23 protein-coding genes are annotated in these 24,244 nt (G+C 65.6%); 8 read left to right on the top strand and 15 right to left on the bottom strand.

Translation table 11 applies throughout. The features are described from left to right. Positions 1–9: 9 nt before the first annotated feature. The 3 genes from ACFVWT_RS07635 to coaE form a co-directional block, all read right to left on the bottom strand. A complete protein-coding gene (locus tag ACFVWT_RS07635) occupies positions 10–1,038 on the bottom strand; it encodes a TerC family protein (RefSeq protein WP_390246638.1) in 1,029 nt (342 codons plus the stop codon). Positions 1,039–1,202: 164 nt separating this feature from the next. Then, positions 1,203–3,284, bottom strand: coding sequence for an excinuclease ABC subunit UvrB (uvrB, locus tag ACFVWT_RS07640; RefSeq protein ID WP_390246640.1), 2,082 nt, complete (start codon positions 3,282–3,284; stop codon positions 1,203–1,205). 40 nt (positions 3,285–3,324) lie between these two features. Further along, a complete protein-coding gene (gene coaE, locus ACFVWT_RS07645) occupies positions 3,325–4,575 on the bottom strand; it encodes a dephospho-CoA kinase (RefSeq protein WP_390246642.1) in 1,251 nt (416 codons plus the stop codon). A gap of 93 nt (positions 4,576–4,668) precedes the next feature. Here coaE and ACFVWT_RS07650 point away from each other — a divergent pair, with 93 nt between their 5' ends. The 3 genes from ACFVWT_RS07650 to ACFVWT_RS07660 all read left to right on the top strand — a co-directional run bounded on the left by ACFVWT_RS07650 (position 4,669) and on the right by ACFVWT_RS07660 (position 6,427). Then, positions 4,669–5,355: an IMPACT family protein gene (locus ACFVWT_RS07650; protein WP_390246644.1), complete on the top strand. Its 687-nt coding sequence runs from the start codon at positions 4,669–4,671 to the stop codon at positions 5,353–5,355. Continuing rightward, a complete protein-coding gene (locus ACFVWT_RS07655) occupies positions 5,342–5,890 on the top strand; it encodes a GNAT family N-acetyltransferase (RefSeq protein ID WP_390246646.1) in 549 nt (182 codons plus the stop codon). Before ACFVWT_RS07650 ends, ACFVWT_RS07655 begins: the two co-directional genes overlap by 14 nt. A gap of 108 nt (positions 5,891–5,998) precedes the next feature. Continuing rightward, a complete protein-coding gene (locus tag ACFVWT_RS07660; protein WP_390246648.1) occupies positions 5,999–6,427 on the top strand; it encodes a DUF1810 domain-containing protein in 429 nt (142 codons plus the stop codon). A gap of 128 nt (positions 6,428–6,555) precedes the next feature. On the opposite strand, the gene rpsA is transcribed toward ACFVWT_RS07660, so the two are convergent. From rpsA to polA, 3 genes are all read right to left on the bottom strand, one after another. Then, complete coding sequence (rpsA, locus tag ACFVWT_RS07665) at positions 6,556–8,031, bottom strand: 30S ribosomal protein S1 (RefSeq protein WP_011691911.1); 1,476 nt, start codon at positions 8,029–8,031, stop codon at positions 6,556–6,558. Positions 8,032–8,282: 251 nt separating this feature from the next. Beyond that, positions 8,283–9,572 (bottom strand): GNAT family N-acetyltransferase, encoded by a 1,290-nt coding sequence (locus ACFVWT_RS07670; RefSeq protein ID WP_390246650.1) that lies wholly within the window; start codon positions 9,570–9,572, stop codon positions 8,283–8,285. 77 nt (positions 9,573–9,649) lie between these two features. After that, a complete protein-coding gene (gene polA, locus ACFVWT_RS07675; protein WP_390247125.1) occupies positions 9,650–12,292 on the bottom strand; it encodes a DNA polymerase I in 2,643 nt (880 codons plus the stop codon). Between the two features lie 211 nt (positions 12,293–12,503). Between polA and ACFVWT_RS07680 the strand changes: the two genes are divergently transcribed. Next, positions 12,504–12,968: a hotdog fold thioesterase gene (locus ACFVWT_RS07680; RefSeq protein WP_390246652.1), complete on the top strand. Its 465-nt coding sequence runs from the start codon at positions 12,504–12,506 to the stop codon at positions 12,966–12,968. A gap of 25 nt (positions 12,969–12,993) precedes the next feature. On the opposite strand, the gene ACFVWT_RS07685 is transcribed toward ACFVWT_RS07680, so the two are convergent. From ACFVWT_RS07685 to ACFVWT_RS07725, 9 genes are all read right to left on the bottom strand, one after another. After that, positions 12,994–13,536 carry a dihydrofolate reductase family protein gene (locus ACFVWT_RS07685; RefSeq protein ID WP_390246654.1) on the bottom strand — a complete coding sequence of 181 codons (543 nt, stop codon included), beginning with the start codon at positions 13,534–13,536 and terminating at the stop codon, positions 12,994–12,996. A gap of 13 nt (positions 13,537–13,549) precedes the next feature. Next, positions 13,550–14,419: a hypothetical protein gene (locus ACFVWT_RS07690; RefSeq protein WP_390246656.1), complete on the bottom strand. Its 870-nt coding sequence runs from the start codon at positions 14,417–14,419 to the stop codon at positions 13,550–13,552. After that, a complete protein-coding gene (locus tag ACFVWT_RS07695; RefSeq protein ID WP_390246658.1) occupies positions 14,416–15,138 on the bottom strand; it encodes a hypothetical protein in 723 nt (240 codons plus the stop codon). Before ACFVWT_RS07695 ends, ACFVWT_RS07690 begins: the two co-directional genes overlap by 4 nt. Before the next feature lie 25 nt (positions 15,139–15,163). Continuing rightward, positions 15,164–15,325 carry a hypothetical protein gene (locus tag ACFVWT_RS07700; RefSeq protein ID WP_390246660.1) on the bottom strand — a complete coding sequence of 54 codons (162 nt, stop codon included), beginning with the start codon at positions 15,323–15,325 and terminating at the stop codon, positions 15,164–15,166. Positions 15,326–15,573: 248 nt separating this feature from the next. Continuing rightward, positions 15,574–15,795: a hypothetical protein gene (locus ACFVWT_RS07705; protein WP_011691904.1), complete on the bottom strand. Its 222-nt coding sequence runs from the start codon at positions 15,793–15,795 to the stop codon at positions 15,574–15,576. Continuing rightward, positions 15,796–17,004 carry an anion permease gene (locus tag ACFVWT_RS07710; protein WP_390246662.1) on the bottom strand — a complete coding sequence of 403 codons (1,209 nt, stop codon included), beginning with the start codon at positions 17,002–17,004 and terminating at the stop codon, positions 15,796–15,798. A 170-nt stretch (positions 17,005–17,174) separates the two neighbouring features. Continuing rightward, positions 17,175–17,669: an HAD domain-containing protein gene (locus tag ACFVWT_RS07715; RefSeq protein WP_390246664.1), complete on the bottom strand. Its 495-nt coding sequence runs from the start codon at positions 17,667–17,669 to the stop codon at positions 17,175–17,177. A gap of 147 nt (positions 17,670–17,816) precedes the next feature. Then, a complete protein-coding gene (locus ACFVWT_RS07720) occupies positions 17,817–19,067 on the bottom strand; it encodes an FAD-dependent oxidoreductase (RefSeq protein WP_390246666.1) in 1,251 nt (416 codons plus the stop codon). Further along, complete coding sequence (locus tag ACFVWT_RS07725; protein WP_390246668.1) at positions 19,060–20,394, bottom strand: MFS transporter; 1,335 nt, start codon at positions 20,392–20,394, stop codon at positions 19,060–19,062. The genes ACFVWT_RS07720 and ACFVWT_RS07725 overlap by 8 nt, the downstream gene beginning before the upstream one ends. Before the next feature lie 99 nt (positions 20,395–20,493). On the opposite strand from ACFVWT_RS07725, the gene ACFVWT_RS07730 reads away from it, so the two are divergent. The 4 genes from ACFVWT_RS07730 (at position 20,494) to ACFVWT_RS07745 (ending at position 24,184) form a co-directional block, all read left to right on the top strand. Then, positions 20,494–21,276, top strand: coding sequence for an IclR family transcriptional regulator (locus ACFVWT_RS07730; RefSeq protein ID WP_390246670.1), 783 nt, complete (start codon positions 20,494–20,496; stop codon positions 21,274–21,276). Between the two features lie 141 nt (positions 21,277–21,417). Continuing rightward, the gene (locus tag ACFVWT_RS07735) at positions 21,418–22,563 is read left to right on the top strand and encodes a cupin domain-containing protein (protein ID WP_390246672.1); all 1,146 of its coding nucleotides are present in this window, start codon (positions 21,418–21,420) and stop codon (positions 22,561–22,563) included. Continuing rightward, positions 22,560–23,387, top strand: coding sequence for a fumarylacetoacetate hydrolase family protein (locus ACFVWT_RS07740; RefSeq protein WP_390246674.1), 828 nt, complete (start codon positions 22,560–22,562; stop codon positions 23,385–23,387). The genes ACFVWT_RS07735 and ACFVWT_RS07740 overlap by 4 nt, the downstream gene beginning before the upstream one ends. Beyond that, complete coding sequence (locus tag ACFVWT_RS07745; protein ID WP_390246676.1) at positions 23,387–24,184, top strand: maleylpyruvate isomerase family mycothiol-dependent enzyme; 798 nt, start codon at positions 23,387–23,389, stop codon at positions 24,182–24,184. Before ACFVWT_RS07740 ends, ACFVWT_RS07745 begins: the two co-directional genes overlap by 1 nt. Positions 24,185–24,244: the final 60 nt, after the last annotated feature.

Genomic DNA, 24,244 nt, shown 5'->3' on the forward strand with positions numbered 1-24,244 from the left:
CGAGGGAACCTAGTCGGCGTCGCTCATGCTCTTGCGGGAATCCTCTTCGAGGCGCGCGTCCACCTTGGCCTGGGCAGCCTTGGAGCTCACCAGGCTGGCAATCACGGCCACGATGATGGTGCCGACGATCACGCCAAGGGACACGAACGTGGGGATCTCGGGGGCCCACTCGATGTGCTTGCCGCCGTTGATGAACGGAAGCTCGTTGACGTGCATGGCGTGGAGGACCAGCTTGACGCCAATGAACGCCAGGATGAAGGACAGCGCGTGCTTCAGGTAGATCAGGCGGTTCATCAGGCCGCCCAGCAGGAAGTAGAGCTGGCGCAGGCCCATCAGGGCGAAAAGGTTTGCGGTGAAGACGATGAACGGACTCTGCGTCAGGCCGAAGATCGCCGGGATGGAGTCAACGGCGAACAGCAGGTCGGTCAGCCCGATCGTGACGAAAACGATCAGCATCGGGGTGAAGACTTTCTTGCCGTCGACCGTGGTGCGCAGCTTGCCGCCGTCGAACTTCTCCGACATCGGAATCACCTTGCGGAGCTTGGCGATCAGCGGGTTTTCCTTGTCCTCTTCGTCCTCACCCTCGTCCTGGGCCTGCTTCCACGCGGTCCAGAGCAGGAAGGCACCGAAGATGTAGAAGACCCAGCTGAACTGCTCGATCACGATGGCGCCAAGCAGGATGAAGATGCCGCGCAGGATCAGCGCGATGATGATGCCCACCATCAGCACTTCCTGCTGGTACTTACGGGGCACCGAGAAGCGCGCCATGATGATGATGAACACAAAGAGGTTGTCGATGCTGAGGCTGTACTCCGTCACCCAGCCCGCAACGAACTGCCCGCCGAACTCCGGCCCGGTGAAGGCAAACATCGCACCCGCAAAGACCAGGGCCAATGCAACATAGAACGTGACCCACAGGCCGGCTTCCTTCATGGAAGGCTCGTGCGGGCGCCGCAGCACCAGGAGGAGGTCAAAAGCGAGGATGAGGCCGAGGACGACGAATGAGCCGACCTCAAACCAAACGGGTAAATCGAGCACAGGGATGCCTTTCGCAGGGTACAGAGAAGCGGTGTAAGTCTCTCCGGCTTGCCTGTGCACTTGGTGCTGAATCGGCAGCCCGCTACGCCCGGCAGGGCATCTATGCCGTGCGTGTTGACGATCGTAGCGCTTGGGATACTCCCCTACGTGACAACAACTTTACCCTAGGCGTGGCCGGCCGCCTGCATCTGCCGCAGTTCCTTCTTCAACTCCCCTACTTCATCACGCAGCCGGGCTGCGAGTTCGAACTGGAGCTCGCCGGCCGCAGCATGCATCTGCTCCGTCAGTTGCTCGATGAGGCCCACGAGATCCTCCGCCGGCGCGGCTGCCAGGCCGTCCGCCCGCACAGTGGACGCGCCCTTGCCCTTGCCGCGGGTCTTCCCTGCGGCGGCGAGCAGTTCGCGCGTGTCGGCGTCCTCCTTGGCCAGCTGGTCGGTGATGTCTGCGATCTTCTTCCGCAGCGGCTGCGGGTCGATGCCGTTTTCCGTGTTGTAGGCCACCTGGATGGCGCGCCGCCGGTTGGTTTCGTCGATGGCGTGCGCCATGGAGTCGGTGATGCGGTCGGCGTACATGTGCACCTGTCCCGAGACGTTACGGGCTGCGCGTCCGATGGTCTGGATCAGTGACGTGGAGGAGCGCAGGAAGCCTTCCTTGTCCGCGTCCAGGATGCTCACGAGGGAGACCTCGGGCAGGTCCAGGCCCTCACGGAGCAGGTTGATGCCCACCAGGACGTCGAACACACCCATGCGGAGTTCGCGGAGGAGTTCCACGCGGCGGAGCGTGTCCACGTCGGAGTGCAGGTATTCCACCTTCACGCCGTGCCCCAGCAGGTAGTCGGTGAGGTCCTCGGCCATCCGTTTGGTGAGGGTGGTGACCAGGACGCGTTCGTTGTTCGCCGTGCGGGTCTTGATCTCGCCCAGCAGGTCGTCGATCTGGCCCTTGGTGGGTTTGACGACAACTTCGGGGTCGATCAGGCCGGTGGGACGGATGATCTGCTGCACGAAACCATCGGACTTGCCGAGTTCGTATTTGCCGGGGGTGGCCGAAAGGTAGACTGTCTGGCCCACGCGCTCCTGGAATTCGTCCCACTTCAGCGGCCGGTTGTCCATGGCCGAGGGGAGCCGGAAGCCATGGTCCACAAGGTTCCGCTTACGGGACATGTCGCCCTCGTACATCGCACCGATCTGCGGCACGGTGACGTGGGATTCGTCGATGACCAGCAGGAAGTCGTCGGGGAAGTAGTCGAGGAGGCAGTGCGGCGCGGTTCCGCGGGCGCGGCCGTCGATGTGCGAGGAGTAGTTCTCGATACCGTTGCAGAAGCCCATCTGCTGCATCATTTCGAGGTCGTACGTGGTGCGCATGCGGAGCCGCTGGGCCTCCACGAGCTTGTTCTGGCTTTCAAGCACCTGCAGCCGCTCGGCCAGTTCGTCTTCGATACGCTTGATCGCCCGGCTCATGCGTTCCGGTCCGGCCACGTAGTGCGAAGCCGGGAAGACGTACATCTCTTCTTCGTCCCGGATCACTTCGCCGGTCAGCGGATGCAGGGTGTGGATGTTCTCGATTTCGTCACCGAAGAATTCGATCCGGATGGCCAGTTCCTCGTACATCGGGATGATCTCCACGGTGTCGCCGCGGACCCGGAACGTACCGCGGTGGAAGTCCATGTCGTTACGGGTGTACTGCATGGAGACGAATTTCCGGAGCAGGTCGTCGCGGTTCATCTCAGCCCCCTTGCGGAGGGTCACCATGCCCGCGATGTACTCTTCCGGCGTGCCCAGGCCGTAAATGCAGGACACGGTGGCCACCACGATCACGTCGCGGCGGGTCAGCAGCGCGTTCGTGGCGGAGTGCCGGAGCCGTTCGACTTCCTCGTTGACGGAGGAGTCCTTCTCGATGAAGGTGTCCGTCTGCGCCACGTAGGCCTCGGGCTGGTAGTAGTCGTAGTACGACACGAAGTACTCGACGGCGTTGTTGGGAAGCAGTTCCCGGAATTCGTTGGCCAACTGCGCGGCGAGGGTCTTGTTCTGCACCATCACCAGGGTCGGGCGCTGGACCTGCTCGATGAGCCAGGCCGTCGTCGCGCTTTTACCGGTACCGGTGGCCCCGAGCAGCACCACGTCCTTTTCGCCGTTCCTGATGCGCTCCGTCAGCTCCGCGATGGCGGCCGGCTGGTCGCCTGCCGGCTTGAACTCGCTGATGACCTCGAACGGTGCCACGACGCGGTTGATTTCCTGGGCAAGACTCATGAATCTAATCTACCGCCGGGCACTGACATCGTGCCCTGATTCAGCTTTGGGCGGTACTGCCGGCTGCGCCGGCGGCGGCCGGGGCGTACGACGGCGGCTGCCATCCCGTGCGCTTCACCCAGTCGTCCATCCGGCCTGCGGCGTGCTCGCTAAACCATGCTTCCTTGTCCGCGGCGTAGCCCGCCGTCGACCTGTCCACGGTGTGGAGGGCGGCAACCCTCCGTTTCTCCGCCAGGTAGTCGGTCCTGGCTGCAGCGTCGCCGCGAAGCCAGTCCCGGAAAGACAGGGCGAACCGCCACCCCGGCGAGCCGGCAGGCCGGACGTGCAGGTTCACCGGCCGCCCGGGGTCCGCGTTCCCGTGCAGGCGTTTAGCCCAGTCCGCCGGGTCGGGGTGCGAAGGCTTGGGACTGTCAGCAAATACCCCGCGCCACAGCGGAAAGCCTGCCGCCGCAAGCAGCGGCGCGATCCGGTCGGCAGTCGCCAGGTCCGCAACGGTCAACTGGAGGTCGATGATGTCCTTGGCATCCAGCCCGGGGACGGCCGTGGAGCCAATGTGGTCAACGGCGAGGATGTCGGCGGGCACGGCAGCCTCGAGCCGGGCGGCCAACCGTGCCGCCTGCGTTGCCCAGGTCGGGTCCGCCGGGGCAAGCACCGGGCCGCCCGATCGCGGCGCCGGCCGCTCCCGGGTGATGTTGTCCGCGAAGGGGGCCAACCGGCCGGTCCACAGCGCGTCGACGGCGGCTTTAAGCTCGTCGATGCTTCCGGAATTGTCCAGCACCACATCCGCGGCCGCCAGGCGGACATCCCTGGCGGCCTGCGCCGCCATCCTGGACCGCGCCTGTTCCTCGGTCATCTTCCGGTGCTCCACCATCCGCTGGACCCTCACGTCGTCGGGGGAATCCACTACGAGAACCAGGTGGAAGTTGCTGCCTTGGCCCGTTTCCACCAGCAGGGGTATGTCCTGCACGACGACGGCGCCGCGGGGGGCGGCGCCGATCATCGCTGCGGCCCGCTCCCGGACCAGCGGATGGACGATGCTGTTGAGTATCGCGAGCCGGTCCGGGTTGCCGAACACCAGCGCACCCAGCCGCGCCCGGTCCAGCCCGCCGTCGGCACCCAGCATGTCCTCGCCGAAAGCCTCCACCACGCGGGCGAGTCCGGGGGTGCCCGGCTCCACCACCTCACGGGCGAGGGCATCGGCGTCGACCAGCACGGCCCCCAACTCCCGCAAACGCGAGGCAACAACTGACTTCCCAGAGGCGATGCCGCCCGTCAACCCGATCTTCAGCACTCCACCAGACTAGTCCCCACCGCCCCCTGACCTCGCTCCGCTCGCCCAGGGAACCCCGGCGTCGTGGACCCATGCCCGGACTAGACTTGGGCGGTGCAAGAGCAACAAAGCAGGGCAGCTGCCTACACCTCCCTTGCTGCCGGGCCCGACTTCCGCCATGAACTTGAGATCAAACGGTCGCGGTTCATCACGGTGATCGGGCGCACCGGGGACGAGGACGGCGCGAGGGCGCTGGTGGCCGGACTGCGCAAGGAATTCCACGACGCCCGTCACCACTGCTCAGCGTTCGTCCTGGGGCCGGACCGGGACATCCAGCGTTCCAGCGACGACGGGGAGCCCTCCGGAACCGCGGGCATCCCCATGCTGGAGGCCCTCATCCGGCGCAAAACCGCTCCCGGGGTGACGGACCTCAGCGACGTCTGTGCCGTCGTCGTCCGCTATTTTGGCGGGATCCTCCTGGGAGCGGGCGGCTTGGTGCGTACCTACTCGGAGTCCGTCTCCTCGGCACTCGACCTGGCGCCCCTGGTTCGGCGGAGCCGGCTGAGGATCTGTTCCGTCGAGGTTCCGCATTCGGCGGCCGGGCGTCTGGAAAACGACCTCCGCGCCGCCGGGTATGTGATGGCGGAAACCACCTACGGCGCCAGCACCACGGTGCTCAGGCTTGCGCTGGCCGACCACGCCGATGAACTTGAGCGGGCGGCCGAACGGCTTGCGTCCATGACAGCCGGCAGCGCCGTCCTGCGGCCGGGAGATACGGAGTGGATCGATGTCCCCTTCTGAACCGATGTCCCCATCTTCGCCGGCACCTCTCGCCGGCCGCGTGGAACTGCTGGACGTCACCGAGGAGATCCTGGAGAAGCTCCTTGATGTCGCCCTCGCGGACGCCGCAGCCGACGACGTCACTCCCCCGCTCGGTGCCGCTGCCGGCTGGAACGCAGAACGGATCAGCTGGTTCCGCGACTACCACCGCGCCGCGGCAGCCGGCCTCGACGGGCCAGCCGCCGAAAAGGCCTGGGCGATCAGTTGCGGCGGACGGCTTGCCGGTTCCATCCGGCTCAAACGCACCGGAACGGCCGCGGGAGCAGCCTCGACGCTGGAAACCGGGCTCTGGCTGGGCCGCAGCTTCCGGGGCCGGGGCGTCGGCCGGGAGGCGCTAAACCTCATCCGTGTCGCGGCCTTAGGAGCCGGTGCCTCGGTGTTGCAGGCCGAAACGACCGCCGGCAATGCAGCCGCCCAGTCGCTCCTTCGTTCCGCTGGTGCGGAGCTGGCCGGGGATGGCGTAACCACGCCCTTGACGGCGCGGATCACCCTCTAGAGGCCGGCCGCCCCTCCCTTCGCCCCCCTCGCCGCCCGGCCCGCCCGGTGGTTTGATGGACGGACAGTGCCAAGCCGGAATGCCCAACGGACGTGAGGAGCCAAGCCCATGGACGACCGTTTCAATCTTGATCGATTCGTGCAGGCCCAGGAGGCCAACGGAACCTACCAAAGAGCCCTTGCAGAGCTTGCCGGCGGGTCCAAGCAGAGCCACTGGATGTGGTTCGTCTTCCCGCAGATCGCCGGCCTGGGACAGAGCCCCACGTCCCGGAGGTACGCGATCACCTCCCTGGCCGAGGCCCGGGCCTATTTGGGCCATCCCGTACTCGGTACGCGGCTTCTCGAGTGCGCCCGGGCTGTTGTTGCCCACACCGGCGTAAGTGCGGACCGGATGTTCGGTGGGATCGACGCCCGGAAGCTGCAGTCCTCCATGACACTCTTCATGCGTGCAGATCCTGCGGAGCCGGTTTTCCGGGAAGTCCTTGACCAATATTTCAACGGTAGCGCGGACCCTGCGACAGACCGGTTGCTGGGGTAAGCACCGTTGCTGTCTTAGAGAAGTTGCTGCGTTAAAGAAAAGGTGGCCGCCCCCTTTCGGGGACGGCCACCTTCAGCGTGCTAACTGCCTGGGCCCTCCGGAATCACGTCCGGAGGAGAACCGGGAAATTAGTTGCCGGTCAGCTTCTCGCGCAGTGCAGCAAGAGCCTCGTCCGAAGCAAGCGTGCCTGCACCGGTCTCGGCTGCAGCCGGCTCGGAGGAGTAGCTGGTGGTGCCGGAATCGCTGTCACCGGACGTTGCAGCTGCAGCGTCGTCGGCAGCGTGCTGGGCAACCTGCTTCTTGTGTGCTTCCCAGCGGGTCTGGGCGTCAGCGTACTGCTGCTCCCAGGCTGCGCGCTGGTTCTCGTAGCCTTCAAGCCACTCGTTGGACTCCGGGTCGAAGCCCTCCGGGTACTTGTAGTTGCCCTCTTCGTCGTACTCAGCGGCCATGCCGTAGAGAGCCGGATCGAATTCGGTGCTGTCGGCGTCAACGCCCTCGTTAGCCTGCTTGAGGGAGAGGGAGATGCGGCGGCGCTCGAGGTCGATGTCGATGACCTTGACGAACAGCTCGTCACCAACGGAGACAACCTGCTCGGCCAGCTCCACGTGGCGGACAGCCAGCTCGGAGATGTGAACGAGTCCTTCGATGCCGTCTTCGACGCGAACGAACGCACCGAACGGAACCAGCTTGGTGACCTTACCCGGAACAACCTGGCCGAGGGCGTGGGTGCGGGCGAAGGTCTGCCACGGATCTTCCTGCGTAGCCTTGAGCGACAGGGAAACGCGCTCGCGGTCCAGGTCCACCTCGAGAACCTCGACGGTGACTTCCTGGCCAACTTCGACAACCTCGGACGGGTGGTCGATGTGCTTCCAGGACAGCTCGGAAACGTGAACCAGGCCGTCTACGCCGCCCAGGTCCACGAAGGCACCGAAGTTGACGATGGAGGAAACGACGCCCGGACGAACCTGGCCCTTTTCCAGCTTGTTGAGGAACGTGGAGCGGACCTCGGACTGGGTCTGCTCGAGCCATGCACGGCGGGACAGCACAACGTTGTTGCGGTTCTTGTCCAGCTCGATGATCTTGGCTTCGATCTGCTGACCGATGTACGGAGCAAGGTCGCGCACACGGCGCATCTCGACGAGGGATGCGGGCAGGAAGCCGCGCAGACCGATGTCGAGGATAAGACCACCCTTGACAACCTCGATGACGGTACCGGTGACGACACCGTCTTCTTCCTTGACCTTCTCGATGTCGCCCCAGGCGCGCTCGTACTGAGCACGCTTCTTGGAGAGGATCAGGCGGCCTTCTTTGTCTTCCTTGGTGAGCACCAGGGCTTCGACCTGATCGCCAACGGAGACGACGTCTCCGGGATCAACGTCGTGCTTGATGGACAGCTCGCGGGAGGGGATGACACCTTCGGTCTTGTAACCGATGTCGAGCAGAACTTCGTCGCGGTCGACCTTGACGACGGTACCTTCGACGAGGTCTCCGTCGTTGAAGTACTTGATGGTGGCGTCGACTGCTGCGAGGAAGTCCTCAGCGGTACCGATGTCGTTAATAGCGACTACGGGGGTACCGGGCTTCTCGGTGGAGGTGATGGTCATGTAGTAGGGGCTCCGTTGTGGATAGTTAGTCGGTCAGGCGGACCGCCGCACACCCGTATGGACGGGGGCGCGGGTGATGGCTGACCACAGGGGTCTGCCAGGTTCATCCTGATTTTGTGGATTCTAGACGCGTGCACGTAGTACACGCCCGTTTATTCTAGTCGCCGCGGCCAACACCGGTCAAAGCGGCCGGCATGGCAGCCGGCCGCTGTGACGTGGCTCGTGCCGCGGGGCGGCCGGCCGGAATCGGCTTAGAAATGGGTCAGGCAGTGCGGCGCCCGTTCGACGGCGAACATCAGCCGCGCCCGGAGGGCAGCGCCGGGCGTGTGTTCCCTGATCCGCCCTGCTGCCTTCAAGGTCACCGGACACACGGCTCCGAGGTAGATGGAGGCGAGGTCGGCCACGTCCATGGAGAGGTCCGGCCGCGCCTCTGCCGGCGCCGCCGCAACGCTGGCCTCGCCGCCGCTGACGTCCAGGATGAACGTGCCCCCGGCGAATCCCAGGGCATCCTCAATAACGAGGACCAGCCTTCCGTCCGCGGAGTAGCGCCGGGCACCCAGCGCCTTATCGCTGTCCAGTATCCGCAGCCAGAGCATGTCCCGGTGGTCGGAGGCCTCAACACAACGCGGGTCCGAAAGGGCCCACACCAGCGGATCGTCCACCGGCGCGTCCGCCCAGCTGACCCGCTGGATCAGGTCGATGCTGCCCAGGAACTGCCAGAGTTCCAGGTACGCGGCATCCGTTCCTGCCACGAGGTCCACCACTTCCACCGTGTAGGGCTTGGTGTCCCAGCCGGCGAACTTGTAGGAGACGTAGCCGTCCACTGCTCCCGCGGCGTCATAGTGCAGCGCGCACTTGATGGCTTCGTCTTCGGTGCCGTCACGGCCCACGGTCCCGGACACATTCTGCCGGTAGGCGTCCTGCCGGACGATGGAACCCGGGGTGTGCCGGTGCACCCGCTCAAACACTTCAGGGGCCAGCTCGAGCAGCACCTTACGGTCAGCGATTTCCACCGTGCCGGAGGGCTGGTGACGGAGCCCGAACCGCGGTCCGGTATCCACCTTGATACTCCGTTCAAAGGTTGCAACGCCGTAGCCAAACCTGCCGTAGATGGAACCCTCCGACGCGGTCAGGGCCGCCATGGCCAGGCCGTCGCCCTTCGCCGCGGTAAGGTCTTCCGTCATCATGCGCCGCAGCAGGCCCTGGCGGCGGTGCGTCCCTCGCACAGTCACAGCCGTCACCATATGCGTCAGCAGCTGGCGCCCGTAGCCGACATTGAGGTCCCTGCGGAGTGTGCCGAAGGTTGCCACCGGGATGCCGGCCCCCAAGGCGTGCGGTGGGACCTCCCCCGTCTGGTAGACGCCGGTCAGCTCGCGCCCGTCCGCTCGGTACATGGACATGATCTTGTCCACGAATTCATCGTTCCTGCGGGTGTCGTGGAAGCCGAAGCCCACGGCCTGGATCCAGTCGGTTCCCTGTTCGTATCCGGGCGCACCCTTTTCTGCCGCCCTGAACCTCCGGACCTCATACTTGTCTGCCACGTACTGCTCCCCCTTGAACCGAATGAATGACACACGCAGGACGCCCGTTCGTGGCGTCCTGCGTGCCCTTGCAACTCTTAGTGGCCGGCGTCGTACCAGCTTGGCCCGACGCCGATCTGGACTTCCAGCGGCACGCTGAGGTCCGCGGCGGAGCCCATCTGCTCCGTCACAAGCTTTTCCACCGCTTCCCGTTCACCGGCGGCGACTTCAAGCACCAGTTCGTCATGGACCTGCAACAGCATCCGTGACTTGAGGCCCTGGGCCTTCAATTCAGCATGCACGCCCAGCATTGCCCGCTTGATGATGTCCGCCGCCGAACCCTGGATGGGTGAGTTGAGCGCAATGCGTTCCGCGTTCTCGCGCAACTGGCGGTCCGTGCTGGTGAGGTCCGGCAGGTACCGGCGGCGGCCCTCGATGGTGGCCGTGTAGCCGTCGATCCGGGCCTGGTCCACCACGCCGCGGAGGTAGTCGCGTACGGCTCCGAAGCGGTCGAAGTATTCCTTCATCAGCGTCCGTGCCTCGTCAACGGAAATCTCCAGCTGCTTGGAGAGTCCGAACGAGGTCAGGCCGTAGGCCAGGCCGTAGGACATCGCCTTGACCTTGGAACGCATGGCGCTGGTGACCTGGTCGGTGGGCACATGGAAGATGTTCGATCCCACGAACCGGTGAAGGTCTTCGCCGTCCCGGTAGGCCTGGATCAGGCCGGCGTCCCCCGAGAGGTGGGCCATGATCCGCATCTCAATTTGCGAATAGTCAGCGGAAAGGAGGCATTCATACCCGTCGCTGACCACGAAGATGCCACGGACCCGCCGGCCCTCTTCACTCCGGATGGGGATGTTCTGCAGGTTGGGGTTGTTGGACGAGATACGACCGGTGGCCGCGACGTTCTGCGCGTAGGTGGTGTGGATGCGCCCGTCCTCGGTGACGGATTTCTTCAGCGACTCCAGCATCTGGCGGAGTTTCGAGGATTCCCGGTGGGCCATCAGCTGGACCAGGAATTCGTGCCCGGTCTTTTCCAGCAGGTTCTTGAGCGAAGCGGCGTCGGTGGTGTAGCCGGACTTGATCTTCTTCGTCTTGGGCAGCTGGAGTTCGTCGAAGAGCACGGTCTGCAGCTGTTTCGGTGATCCGAGGTTGACCTCATGGCCGATGGCGGCGAAGGCAAGTTCCTGGGCGTTGTCGATCACCTTGGCAAGGTCAGCCAGCTGCTCATCCATCCGCTGCATGTCGATGGCGATTCCGGCGAGTTCCATATCGGCCAGGACCCGGCTCACCGGAAGTTCCAGCGTGGACAGCAGCTCTTCGGCCTTGCGCTCCTTCAGTTCCGCTTCGAAGTAGCGGCTGAGGGCGTGGACGACGGCGGCAGCATGGACGAGTTCACCGGCGGCGGCGGAGTCGTCGCCGTCAAACGATAGTTCCAGCTGTCCGGCCTTCGCCACGGCGGTGGAGATTTCGACGTTGAGGTGGTGCTGCGCCAGCTCGGCGAGCTCGTAGGTGCGGCGGTCCGGCTGGATGAGGTAACCGGAAATCGACGTGTCGTCGACGACGCCTTCCAATTCCAGTCCGCGGGCAGTCAGGGCCTTCAGCGCCGCCTTGAAACCATGCAGTACCTTGGGCGCTTCCGGGTCCCGCAGCCACGCTGCCAGGACGTTTTCGGACTCAGCGTCCTGACCGGAAAGGTCGATGTACACCGCGGCCCCATCCCGGACTATCGCCAGTGCGGCGGCGTCCTCGCCGATGCGTCCGGGAACCAGGTCGACGGCGACGGCGGACCGCTGTCCGGCGCCCGCGGCAAGGAATGCGCTCAGCTCGTCCGCTCCGGCGGGGGTGGCGTAGTCCGGGATGTCGAGGCTCTCCCGCTCGGCGAGGTCCACGTCTTCGGCACCGTAGAGGGCAAAGAGCCGCGTGCGGATGGTCTTGAACTCGAGGTCGTCGAACAGCTGTTCCAGCGCAGCCTGATCCGGCCGGGGGTCCGCGAGGTCGTCCAAGGTCACTGGAAGCTCCAGGTCCGTGTGGAGCCTGTTCAATCGGCGGTTCCGCTTCACGGCGTCCACGTTCTCGCGGAGGGAGTCGCCTACCTTGCCGCCGATCATGTCCAGGTGTTCCAGCACGCCTTCCAGACCGCCGTAGAGGTTGATCCACTTGGCGGCCGTCTTGGGACCAACGCCGGGGACGCCCGGGAGGTTGTCCGCCGACTCGCCCACCAGGGCAGCCAAATCCGAGTACTGGGCGGGGCTGACAAAGTACTTTTCCTGGATGGCGGGGGCATCCAGCCGGGGAATGTCGCTGACGCCCTTCCTGGGGTAGAGCACAAAGACGTTGTCCGTAATCAGCTGGAACGCGTCGCGGTCGCCCGTCACCAGCAGTACTTCGTAGCCCGCCTTTTCCCCCATGGCGGCGAGCGTGGCCAGGACGTCATCTGCTTCGTAGCCGGGCATCTTGATGGTCTTGATGCCCCACGCGCCCATGACCTTGTCAATGAGGTCGATCTGGCCGCTCATCTCACGGGGAGTTTCGTTTCGGCCGCCCTTGTACTCGCTGTACTCGGCCTTACGGTGGGTGGTCTCGTCCGAGACGTCGAACGCCACAGCGATGTGGGTGGGTTTCTGTTCCTTGATCAGGTTGATAAGCATCGACGTGAAACCGTGGATCGCGTTGGTGTGCTGCCCCGCTGCGGTTGAGAATTTGTCCGCGGGAAGCGCGAAGAACGCCCGGAAGGCCATCGAGTGCCCGTCCAGCACCAAGAGGCGGGGCTGGTCGGTGATGGGGATCACGGGGGCCACGGTGGCGGAAACCGGCTCCGCAGTGCGTGTGGTTTTCCGGGCGGACTTGGACGCAGTCGCTGACACGGAGTCAGTTGCCGGGGGGATGTCTGCTGCAGATGGGGCAAGGGCCGGTTTGGTAGTTTCACTCACAGGTGCCAGCCTAGTTCCCATGATGGACAATTTCACGCCCGGGCCGTTCGCTGACGAACTGGCGGCGGCCGGAATCCCGGAAGAAATGCATGAGTGGCTCGGCGAGTACGGCGTTGGCGCCCTGGTGGTGAAGATGGGAATCCACTTCCTCGAAATGAGTCCGGAACGCACCGTGGCCACCATGCCTGTGGAAGGCAACACGCAAGTGGCCGGGATCCTGCACGGCGGGGCCCACGTGGTGCTGGCCGAGACCCTCGGCTCCTTTGCCGCGGGAATGCACGCGGGCCCGGGACGGCAGGCGCTGGGTATCGAGGTGGGGGCAACCCATCACCGCGCCATCGCCTCCGGAACTGTGACAGGAACATGCATCGCGATCCATCTGGGACGCACGCTGACCACGCACGAGATCGTGATGACTGATGAGAAGGGCCGCCGGCTGTCCACCGCCCGCATCACCAACCTGATCCGGGACATCGCTGACTGACCGGTCAGCCATCGGCCGAACCCGTTCAGCCCAGCCGGTACCGCAGCTCGACGATTCCCCGGCCCATGGTTCGGGATGCTTCCAGCTCCAGCGGCCGGGTTGGCCCGGTCCTGACGGGCAGCACTGGCTTTCCGGCACCGAGCACCACCGGGATGATGGACACGATGATTTCGTCAAGCAGCCCGGCGTCGGCGAATTGGGCGGCGAGCTCTCCCCCGCCAACCAGCCAGACATTCTTGCCGCCTGCTTCTGCCCTGAAGTCGTCCATGAACTCGCGGACGTCGCCGCGGACGAACGTGACGTCGGCTCCCCGCGGCGCGGAGTGTTCGTGGTGGGTAAAGACCCAGCACGGGGTGTCGGGGTAGGGCCAGTTGTCCGGCTCGTGTTCCATCAGCCAGGCGTAGGTATCCCCGCCCATCACGATGCAGCCGACCTCGGACATGAAGGCTTCGTAGCTCTCCCGTCCGCCTTCGAACCCGTCGAACTGGAGGAGCCATGCCAGGTTGTCATCGGATGTGGCGATGAATCCGTCGAGCGAAGAGGCCACGAAATATTGAAGTCTGGACATGGCCCCAGCCTAGTCATTTGGACTCGGGGTTCCCATACTCCACGCGCATGCCCGGATCATCGCGGAGCACCACCACCTTGCCGCTCCGAAGCGTCCAGCCCTCGTTGAGCAGGAAGATGCGGCCGCCGCTGACCACGAGCAGTCGCAGGCCGCTGTACTGGTACACCGGATGTTCAGCCGTGCCGCTGGATCGTTCGGTGACGTTGGGCGCGCTGATGCCCAGCCGGTCCTTGCTGTACACAACAGCGGTGGGCAGGAGCGCGGACCGCTGCTCATAGCTCAGCGCCAGTCCCCGGCCCAGCGCCTGGGCGTAGTCGGACGTTCCCCAGAACAGGAGCAGCGTCACCAGGCAGAAGATGAGCGTCTTTTCGGACCCGCGGGACAGTGTGGCAAGGCTGCGGGCCGGTGCTTCCGCGGACCGCCGCCACAGACTCAGTCCCCAGGCCGCCAGGAGTACGCCGCCGGCCATGATGTATGGCACGAACAGCACGGTGCGTGCGGGCTGGAGGATCACCACGAGCCACATGGCGGCTGCGCAGGCCAATCCTGCAAACAGGATCACTGCCGCGAGGCGCCGGATGCCTGCACCCCGGCCGGCGTTGAGGCGCCCGGCCAGGAACCTGTCCACGGAAAGCCATACGGCAGCCACAATCAGCAGCCAGACCAGCGGGATGAACAAGGAGGGGATGCTCCTGAGGACAAAGTCCTGAACGGTAAAGCCGAACAGGCTGACATCCAGCCCCATGGCCTTCGCCTGGGCATCCGTGCGTGCCCAGCCGAAGTACACCAGCAAGGCTGTCGCGATAGTCAAGGGCGGACCAATGACCGCCAGCATGTCCACAGCGCGTTTCCAGCGGGGATCCGCCTCCGGGTCGCCGCTCATGACGCCGGTCCTGCGGACGCCACGGGAGGCGGCGGGGAAGTGTCCGGGGGTGACGTGGGCGGCGTGGTAGGTGTGGGGCCGGACGGCATCGGGCCGGCGTAGCGGAGCAGGACTTCACCTGACACCGGAGGCGTTGCCGCCACGGTTACGGTGGCGGACGCGGCGCCGGGCGCGGCCGGCGGGGCGTAAAACTCGAAGGGGCCGAACTGCGGGCCTTCCACGTCAACCGGATTACCGTCCACCAGGACTTTGTCCACGTTCACGAAGAACCCTTGAAGCCTCACCCGCGTTCCGCCCCCGGAGGGAACGGACGGCGCGGCCGTTTCGGCTGAGGAGCCGTCAAGGACCGTCAGACCTGTCAGTTGGCGGGGGCAGTCGTCGCCTGCCCCGGCTGCGTTCACCACGAGTGGGACCCCCGGGTTGGCGGTCCGCAGATCCACTGCCTGATGCAGCGATTCCGTGACCTTGATTTCCCAGCACCGTTCGGGCGGCAGGCCGGGAACCGCGGACAGCGAGGATTGTGCCTGCTGCCAGTCCGCAGGCAGGTCCGTGGCCAACGCCTGGCAGGTGGCCTCCGCGGCCTTCCAGACAGCAGGAAACGCCGTGTTCAGCGTTGATTCGCGGAGGCCGGCACAGTCCCGGCTGCGCAGGAGCTCGTAAAGCGTCCCTTCGGGCGGATCGGTGGGTGCGGCCGGACCAATGGGGATCCACCGGATCACAGGGGCGCCGGCAACGGGCGGTCCGTCAACCGGACCGGGCAACGGTGCGGCCGTGGGCGGCTGATTCGAAGAGGAAGACGGAGATGCGGAACCTGGGGCGGGTGACCCCGCCGTCGTCGAACTTAGCTGGGCTTGGGGTGCCGGGAATGGCGGAGCGGCGCATCCGCCCGTGAGGACCAGCAGGCACAAAGCCGCGGCGATTCCTGGGAGTCCGGCTGCTAGCCGGGCTGCTGCCCCGGTTTGACTGTGCATGACAGACCCACCTGCTTGCGGTTCCCTGGTGGGGAACCGGCCTGGATAAACCCATCGGGAGTCACTCCCGGCATCGGCCGGCCGCGGAGCCGGACCAAACACGCTGAAACAGTGTTAACTATTCCCCCGTTGGGTCATATCCGCCAGAGCAGTCCCGTGCGCTCCACGGGTAACTGCCTGAAGCTACTTGCTGAAGTACGGAATGATCAGGTAGAGGCCGAACAGCACCGCGAGCCCGCACAGCCCGAAGCAGGCGTAGGCGAGCGATTTCATCCACCGCGGCGTGGCCTGCTCGGGATCACCGGCGATGGCGGTAAAGCGGACGCCGATGGAGTAAAGGACCACTACGGTCACGGCGGCAAGGAGCGTGGCACCGGCCACTTGCACCAGTTCCAACCATTTCATTTAGTTGCCACCCTTCAGCTTGTTGGCGCGGCTGGCGGCCATTGCCTTCTTTTTGCGGAAGCGGACGGCCTGCCCTGCTTCCTCGACCTCCACGGCATTGTGGTGGCCCACATGGGACTTGCGGGACTGGACGAACATGAACAGCACTGCGCCGGTTCCGGCAACGGCTGCAATGATGACACCCACCGGTCCGGTCATGACCAGCAGTGCGGTGAGCGCACCGACGATCCCGGCGGCGGGGAGGGTGAAAAGCCAGCCGACGGCGATGCGCCCGGCCGTGCCCCAGCGCACCGAAGTGCCCTTGCGGCCCAGCCCGGAGCCGATCACGGATCCGGAGGCCACCTGCGTGGTGGACAGGGCGAAGCCAAGATGGGAAGAAGCGAGGATGGCGGAGGCCGTGCTGGCTTCCGCCGCGAAGCCCTGGGCGGGCTTAACGTCGGTGAGGCCCGAGCCCATGGTGCGGATGATCCGCCAGCCGCCGGCATACGTGCCGATGGCAATGGCGAAGGCACAGGCCGCAATCACCCAGAACTGCGGGCCGGAGCCGGGCGCCTGCGTTCCGGCGGAGATCAGCACCAGGGTGATGATGCCCATGGTCTTCTGGGCGTCGTTGGTCCCGTGCGCCAGGGCCACCAGGCTGGACGTGAAGATCTGGCCGGTGCGGAATCCGCCTCGTTTCTGCGTGAGCTTGCTGCCGGTTTCCGGATCGTGACGGGACGTCAGCGCGTAGGCCAGTCGGGTACACACGTAGGCCACTCCACCGGCGATGACCGGGGCAAAGATGGCCGGCAGGATGACCTTTTGCAGAAGGGATTCGAAATTCACCGAATGGATGCCGATGCCGGCGATCGCGGCGCCGATCAGGCCGCCGAAAAGGGCGTGCGACGAACTCGACGGCAGACCCTTCAGCCAGGTGATCATGTTCCAGAGGATGGCGCCCATCAGGCCGGCAAAGATGATGTCCGGGGTGATCTGGATACCGTCTGCGCCTTCCTTGATGATGCCGCCGGAAACGGTCTTGGCCACTTCCGTGGAGAGGAATGCTCCCACCAGGTTCAGGACCGCTGCCAGCGCAACTGCCGTCTTGGGTTTGATGGCACCGGTGGCAATGGGCGTGGCCATTGCATTGGCGGTGTCATGAAATCCGTTGGTGAAGTCGAAAAAAAGTGCCAGCGCTATAACCAGCGCCACCATGAAGGTGATTTCCACCTGTTGCCCAATCTGCAGAGTCGACGGTCAGCAGTTCCACTTCCCCATTGCCCCGGCCGCACGCAAAGTCCACACGGGATTTGCCGGCATTTAATGCGGTGTTGTTCGGAAGGGGCTTGAAACCCTAACGATCGTACGCGTCAACGCCCTGAGGACAAAACACCGCGGGCTCAAACGAAAGCGCGCACGGCGTCCAGTTCAGCGCGGGACAATCCCCGCCTGGGATGCGGCGAAATCAGCAGCAGTCTCGTGCCGAGGACGGACGCCCACGCGCGGGCCTCGGCTTCGAAATTGAGTTGGTCGTCGATCCACACGGCCCGGTCCGGAGCAGACGCCTCGATGTCCCGCTGCAGCGCCTGCAGTTTCCACCAGCCTTCTCCGCCGGCCTGTCCATCACTGGCAAGGACAGGCCATGTCCGGCCTGCCAGGCCGATCGCCGGGCACAGGTATTCCGGCGCCATCTCCTCCCAACTGGTGAGCCAGACACAGCGAAGGCCGGGTGTTATGGACAGCGTGTTGAGGGAATCCACAAGCTCACCGGCGTACTTCACTTCGAGAAGGCCGGCGTCGGAAGTCCGCCACGGGCTCCCCCAGTCCGTGATGCCCGCCGCCCCGAACGGACAGATCACGCCGTCAACGTCCAGATACAGGGAGACATTCCTCACGGCGGCATCCTTTCCTCCAGGAGCTCCACCCAAAACGTTACCGACGGGCAGCGGGGCCGGCAACATAGGCGGGATGAACGCAAAAGTGCCGGACACGTTGACGTGTCCGGCACTTTCAGGGTGCAGCGCTCTGCCTGGGGAGGAAGATCAGGCCGGGACTTTCACCGCGGCCTCCTGACGGACGGCGGCGGGAATTCCGTCGCCGTTCTGGCCGTACAGCCAGTCGTTGTACTGGAAGTCGTTGTCCTTCCGGCTCTTGAAGAGCAGGTTGCGCAAGGTCCTGGCCAGCCCGGAGACATGCCAGGACTCGCCCCAGACACGGGCGGTGCGCTGGACCCGGGCGGTGCGACCGGCCCTGATGCTGTTGAACTCCTTGATGGCGCCTTCCCAGGCGTCCGGGTTGACGCCTTCGGCGGTGAAGACGGTGCCTATGCTCGTGTCCTGCAGCGCGGCGGCGTCCTCGAGGGCCTGGCAGGCGCCCTGCGCGAGGTACTGGAGCATCGGGTGCGCGGCGTCGCCCATCAGCACCATCCGGCCGGCAACCCAGTTTTCGATCGGGTCGCGGTCGTACATGGGCCAGCGGATGCCGGTGGCCAGGTTCTTCAGCGCTTCCTGAACGGTCGGGACGCAGTCCTTGTAGGCTGCCTCGAGCTCGTCCACTCCACCGTACTGTTCGACGCCGCGTTCGAAGGACGGCGACTTGAAGACTGCCACGGTGTTGAGCAGTTCGCCCTTGCGCAGCGGGTACTGCACAAGGTGGCAGTCCGGCCCGAGGTAGACGATGACGTCCTCGAGGTCCGCCTTCGGCGTGTTCTCAGTGATGGGAACGGTGCCGCGGTATGCAACGTAGGCCGAGGACACGGGCTCATCGTCGGCAACGAGCGGGCGGAGCGTGGATCGGAGGCCGTCTGCGCCGATCACGACGTCGGCCTCGTAGTCAACGCCGGCGGCGGTGTGTGCGACACCGCGGCCGTTCACGGTTTCGACGCTTTCGACCTTGACGTCGTTGACGAGCTTGACGCCGGCGGCCTCACAGCCTTCGAGGAGGACCCGGTGCAGGTCGCTGCGGTGGATCACGACGTAGGGCGCGCCGTAGCGCTCCTCGAATTCCGCGCCGAGGGTCTGGCGGGTGAGCTCCTCGCCGGTGACGGCGTCGCGGAAGACCAGGTGCTTGGGCTGGACCCCGATTTCGAGGGCCTTCTCCAGCAGGCCCCAGCGCTTCAGGACGCGGGAGGCGTTGGGGGCCATCTGCAGCCCCGCACCGACCTCGCCGAATTCCGGAGCGCGCTCCACGAGGGTGACATTGGCGCCGTTCTCGCGCAGCGCGAGGGCTCCGGCCAGTCCGGCCATTCCCCCTCCGATGACAAGGACATCGGTGGACGTGGCGTGCTCAGACATTGCTAGCTCCTGTTGGTGAGGGTGAGATTGAGAGTTTCGACTTGAGTTTGAGGCCGACGGCGGCCAGCAGGACCGCAGCGATGGCGGCTGCACCGGCGAAGGCGAGGAAATTGGAATTGACGCCCAGTCCGGCAGCCAGCAGGAGTCCGCCCACTTGGGGCGCGACGACGGCGCCGATGCGGCCCGTCCCCAGCGCCCAGCCCAGCGCGGTCCCCCGCAGGTGCCCGGGATAGTGGCTCGCGACGGCGGCAATAATGAGGCACTGCGTGCCGTGGGTGCCGACGCCGGCAAGGACCAGCATGAGGTACACGACAGTGACGGACGGCCCCGTGATGAGCACCACCAGCGCGACGGCGGCGACGGCGGCCGCGGCAATCGCCGTCGGCACAGGGCCGAAGCGGGTTCCGGCCCAGGCCGTGATGACCGAACCGGCCACCGCACCCAGGTTGAGGGCCAGGGCGAAGGTCAGGGCGGAACCGAGGTTGTAGCCCGCCAGCTGCATCAGGTTGGGCAGCCAGGTTCCCAGCCCGTACCAGGCGAACAGGGTGGCGATCGTCGCCAGGGCGAACAGCATGCTGACGCCCAGGTACGGGGCGCGGAGCAGGGAGGAGAAGCCGGACGGTTCCTTGACCGTGCTGCCCCTGCCGCCGGCCTTCTCGGCCACACGGACCGGGGGCAGCGTCTCCGGGAGGTACTTCAGTCCGAGCGGCACAACGATCACCAGGGCAAGCACGGCCACAAGGAACATGGCCTGCCAGCCGAAGACGGGGATCAGCTGGATGCCGACCAGGGCGGCAATGGATCCGCCGATCGGAACACCGGACATCATCAGGGTGGCGATGGTGGACCGCCACTTGGTGGGGACAAGTTCGGCAACCAGGGCGTTCGCCGAGGGAACCAAGCCGCCGAGGCCGATGCCGGCGAGGAGCCGCAGACCGCCGAAGACGGCGGCGTTGGGAGCGACGGCACAGAGGGCGGTGAAGATCGAGAACACGACGGCGCAACCCAGGATGGTGCGGCGGCGACCCCACGAGTCGGCCATCCGGCCCGCGAAGATCGCTCCGATCATCATGCCGAGGAAGGCCATCGACCCGATGGTCCCGGCGGTGGCCTTGTTCAGGCCCCACCCGGTCTCGGTAATCAGGGAAGACTGGACAGTGCCGTAGACGATGAGGTCGTAGCCATCGAATACCACCAACAGCCAGCAGACGAGGACGGCCGCGGCCGACGCTTTGGAAAACCGTGATGCAGGCCCATCAGCGGAAGTGGGGACGGTATCCCCGGGAGAAGACCGTTGCGGCGCTGCAGCGGAAGTTGTGTGATTCATGCCACTACTGTCATGGCCGGGGAAGGTGAACCACAATAGAATTCTGATGTGCAGAAACAGCTAACCCCCCAACCGGCATCCAGATCAGCCCGGAAACCCGTGCAGAAGCGTCCTACCTATTCCATCGAGGCCGTCGACAATGCGCTGCAGCTTTTGCAGCTGCTCCGTGACGGTGGAGCGCTGCGCCTCAAGGACGCTGCCGAGGAGCTGGGCGTGGCCCCGTCCACTGCCCACCGCCTCCTGGCAATGCTGGTTTACCGGGGTTTCGCCGTCCAGGATGAAACCCGGCGCTACGTGCCCGGCCCGGCTATGGGTGTGGGCCCGGCAGGGCTGAGCTGGACGAGGCTGCTCCGCTCTCTCGCCCAGCCGCACATGGAATTGCTCTCGGCGCAGCTGAACGAGACTGTGAACCTCATGGTGCGGGTTGGTACCAAAGTCCGCTTCCTGGCGACCGTGGAAGGGAACAACGTGTTGCGGGTGGGTGACCGGCAGGGAACGGTGATGCCCGCCAACAGGACCTCCGGGGGCAAGGCCATGCTCGCCGAACTGGACGTTCCCATGATCGACCAGCTCTTCCGCAGCAACAACGCAGAGATCGGCGGGGACACCATCGCGGCCGCGGAGTACCCGGCGTTCCTGCGCGAGCTGGAGTCGATCCGCAACAACGGCTTCGCCGCCAACTTCGAAGGCACCGAGGAAGGTGTGAGCGCCCTCGGGATCGCCCTCCACAACAGGCACGGGAAGGTGGTGGGTGCGCTCAGCGTGGCCACCCCCGCGACGCGCTTCCGCAGGGTGTTCGACGCCGGGCTGGTCCCCGCCTTGCGGGAAACCTGCCGGCAGCTGGAAATCGACATCGCAGCAAATCCGGCCGAGCCGGACTGAACACCGGGCAACGCGCCCGCAGCTCCCGCCGTCGCACCAGCCAAGCAATTCTGTCCTGCAGAATATGTTGGGGGTCACATGGCGGCATCCGTAGAGTCGAACTACGCCAAGAAACTGTTCTGACCTACCGAGGAGGCCCACGTGTCCATCAGCGCCGAGAACACGACCCATGAATCAGTGGCCGCGGGGCACACTGCTCCGGAGCCGACGCCCGAAGAAGCTGCCCAGCTGAAAGAGCTGTACCGGGATTTTGACCGGGAGAACCTGATTCCTTTGTGGACTGAGATCGCGGATTTGATGCCGATGGTCCCGTCCCCGAAGGCGGTGGCCCATGTGTGGCGGTGGAGTGACTTGTATCCGCTGGCGGCCCGTGCCGGTGACCTGGTGCCGGTGGGCCGTGGCGGGGAACGCCGTGCCATTGCGCTGGCGAACCCCGGCCTGGCCGGTACCCCGTACGCGACTCCGACGTTGTGGGCTGCGATCCAGTACCTTGGTGCGCGTGAGACCGCTCCGGAGCACCGGCACTCGCAGAACGCGTTCCGCTTCGTCGTTGAGGGCGAGGGTGTGTGGACGGTGGTGAACGGGGATCCGGTGCGGATGTCCCGCGGTGATTTCCTGCTGACTCCGGGTTGGAACTTCCATGGCCACCATAACGACACTAATGAGCCGATGGCCTGGATCGACGGCCTGGATATCCCGTTCGTGCATTACGCGGACGCCGGGTTCTTCGAGTTCGGCACCGAGCGGGTCACGGACGAGGCCACCCCGGACATCTCCCGCTCCGAGCGGCTCTGGGCCCACCCGGGCCTGCGTCCGCTCTCGGGCCTGGATGACACCACCAGCTCCCCCATCGCGGCGTACCGGTGGGAATACACCGACGCCGCCCTGCGCGAGCAGCTGCTGCTGGAGGACGAGGGCCACCCGGCCACCGTGTCCCAGGGCCACGCGGCCGTCCGGTACACCAACCCGACCACGGGCGGGGACGTGATGCCCACCATCCGGGCCGAATTCCACCGCCTCCGCGCCGGCGCGACCACTGAAGCGGTCCGGGAGGTCGGCTCCAGTGTCTGGCAGGTCTTCGAAGGCACCGGCACCGCGACCCTGAACGGCGAGGTCAGGACCCTGGAGAAGGGTGACCTGTTCGTTGTCCCGTCCTGGGCCGAGTGGTCCCTGCAGGCCGGCGCCGGCTCGAACGCAACCTTTGACCTCTTCCGGTTCAGCGACGCCCCCATTTTCGAACGACTGAACTTCAACCGCACCTACATCGAAGGACGCACCAAGTCATGAGACTCCTCACCCTCCGCACCAGCAACGGCACGACCCAGGCTGTCCGCCAGGACGGGACCACCCTGACCGAAATCGACGGGTTCTCCGACGTCGGGGCGCTCCTGAAGGATTCCGCCTGGGAAGAGAAGGCGAAGGCCGCCGCCGGGGCGACGCACCCGCTTGAGGGCGCGGACCTTGCCCCGGTGGTCCCGTTCCCGGGGAAGATCATCTGCGTGGGCCACAACTACCGGAACCACATCAAGGAAATGGGCCGGGAGATCCCGGAGTACCCCACCCTGTTCGCGAAGTACCAGGAATCCCTGATCGGCCCGAACGATGACCTGGCCCTGCCGCAGGAATCGGACACCGTGGACTGGGAAGCCGAACTCGCCGTGGTGATCGGTAAGAAGGGCCGCCGGATCAGCGAGGCCGACGCCCCCGACTACATCGCCGGGTACTCGGTGCTGAACGATGTGTCCATGCGCGACTACCAGTTCCGCACCATCCAGTGGCTCCAGGGCAAGACCTGGGAGAACTCCACCCCGTTCGGCCCGGCCCTGGTCACGCAGGATGAGTTCACCGCCGGTCCCCTGATGACCTCGGCCGTGGACGGCGAGGTCCAGCAGTCCACCCCGACCGGGGACCTGGTGTTCACCCCGGAATTCCTGGTCTCCTACATCTCCACGATCATCACACTGAACCCCGGTGACGTGATCGCGACCGGCACCCCGGGAGGGGTGGGCCACGCCCAGGATCCCAAGCGCTACCTGCAGGAGGGCCAGGTCCTGGTCACCACCATCGAGGGCCTGGGCCGGCTGAGCAACCGCGTGGTCAAGGAAGCCTGATGGTCGCCCGCCACGACCAGACCACGGACCCGGTCCTGCTCGAGGGTTTGCTGCAGGCACGGCGGGGCACGGCGTTCTTCGCCCGCAAGCTCAACGAGCTCACCGACGCGGACCTCGACGGGGACTCGCTGCTGCCGGGCTGGACCCGGCGGCACGTCACGGCCCACATCGGCTACAACGCCCGGGCCATCGCGCGGCTCATCGAGTGGGCCGCCACCGGCGTGGAAACACCCATGTACGCCTCCACGTCGGTGCGCGAGCACGAAATCAATTTCGGAGCCACCCTCCCGCCGATCGCGCTGCGGCACCTCTTCGACCACTCCGCGGTGCACCTGAACGTCGAATGGCGGGACCTCCCGGCCGAAGCCTGGCACCACAAAGTCAAAACGGCCCAAGGCCGGATCGTCCCGGCCGAGGAAACCGTCTGGATGCGCACCCGTGAAGTCTGGGTCCACGCCGTGGACCTGGACAACGGCGCCACCTTCACCGACATCCCCGCCCCCGTCCTCACCCGGCTCCTGAAGGACATCACCGGAGCCTGGCACACCCGCGGCACCGACACCGGACTACTCATCAGGGTCACTGGCACAGACCTGACGTTCGGCGACACCAGCGCCGAGAACCCAACACTGATCACCGGCCCGCTCCCCGCCATCACCCAATGGGCCACCGGCCGCGGCACCCACGCCGTGACGGCAAGAGGCACCGCAGCAACTGGCACCCCGGCAGCGGACGCCGCCGCATCGGCGTCGGACGCTGACCTGCCCGAGGTGCCCGCAGCACCGAAGTGGATCTAGCACCCCAGGACCTGGTGTCCGGAGCGGCGTGAAGCGTGACGGCGACTCCCGCACATAGCT

The organism is Arthrobacter sp. NPDC058288, assembly GCF_042880995.1.
Lineage (GTDB): Bacteria > Actinomycetota > Actinomycetes > Actinomycetales > Micrococcaceae > Arthrobacter.

What these genes read in the sequence shown, in the direction of transcription:
- uvrB (WP_390246640.1), bottom strand. Translation starts at nt 3,284, where the DNA reads ATGAGTCTTGCCCAGGAAATCAACCGCGTCGTGGCACCGTTCGAGGTC.
- ACFVWT_RS07655 (WP_390246646.1), top strand. Translation starts at nt 5,342, where the DNA reads ATGTCCCCTTCTGAACCGATGTCCCCATCTTCGCCGGCACCTCTCGCC.
- ACFVWT_RS07660 (WP_390246648.1), top strand. Translation starts at nt 5,999, where the DNA reads ATGGACGACCGTTTCAATCTTGATCGATTCGTGCAGGCCCAGGAGGCC.
- rpsA (WP_011691911.1), bottom strand. Translation starts at nt 8,031, where the DNA reads ATGACCATCACCTCCACCGAGAAGCCCGGTACCCCCGTAGTCGCTATT.
- polA (WP_390247125.1), bottom strand. Translation starts at nt 12,292, where the DNA reads ATGGCCTTCCGGGCGTTCTTCGCGCTTCCCGCGGACAAATTCTCAACC.
- ACFVWT_RS07680 (WP_390246652.1), top strand. Translation starts at nt 12,504, where the DNA reads ATGATGGACAATTTCACGCCCGGGCCGTTCGCTGACGAACTGGCGGCG.
- ACFVWT_RS07685 (WP_390246654.1), bottom strand. Translation starts at nt 13,536, where the DNA reads ATGTCCAGACTTCAATATTTCGTGGCCTCTTCGCTCGACGGATTCATC.
- ACFVWT_RS07690 (WP_390246656.1), bottom strand. Translation starts at nt 14,419, where the DNA reads ATGAGCGGCGACCCGGAGGCGGATCCCCGCTGGAAACGCGCTGTGGAC.
- ACFVWT_RS07705 (WP_011691904.1), bottom strand. Translation starts at nt 15,795, where the DNA reads ATGAAATGGTTGGAACTGGTGCAAGTGGCCGGTGCCACGCTCCTTGCC.
- ACFVWT_RS07720 (WP_390246666.1), bottom strand. Translation starts at nt 19,067, where the DNA reads ATGTCTGAGCACGCCACGTCCACCGATGTCCTTGTCATCGGAGGGGGA.
- ACFVWT_RS07725 (WP_390246668.1), bottom strand. Translation starts at nt 20,394, where the DNA reads ATGAATCACACAACTTCCGCTGCAGCGCCGCAACGGTCTTCTCCCGGG.
- ACFVWT_RS07740 (WP_390246674.1), top strand. Translation starts at nt 22,560, where the DNA reads ATGAGACTCCTCACCCTCCGCACCAGCAACGGCACGACCCAGGCTGTC.
- ACFVWT_RS07745 (WP_390246676.1), top strand. Translation starts at nt 23,387, where the DNA reads ATGGTCGCCCGCCACGACCAGACCACGGACCCGGTCCTGCTCGAGGGT.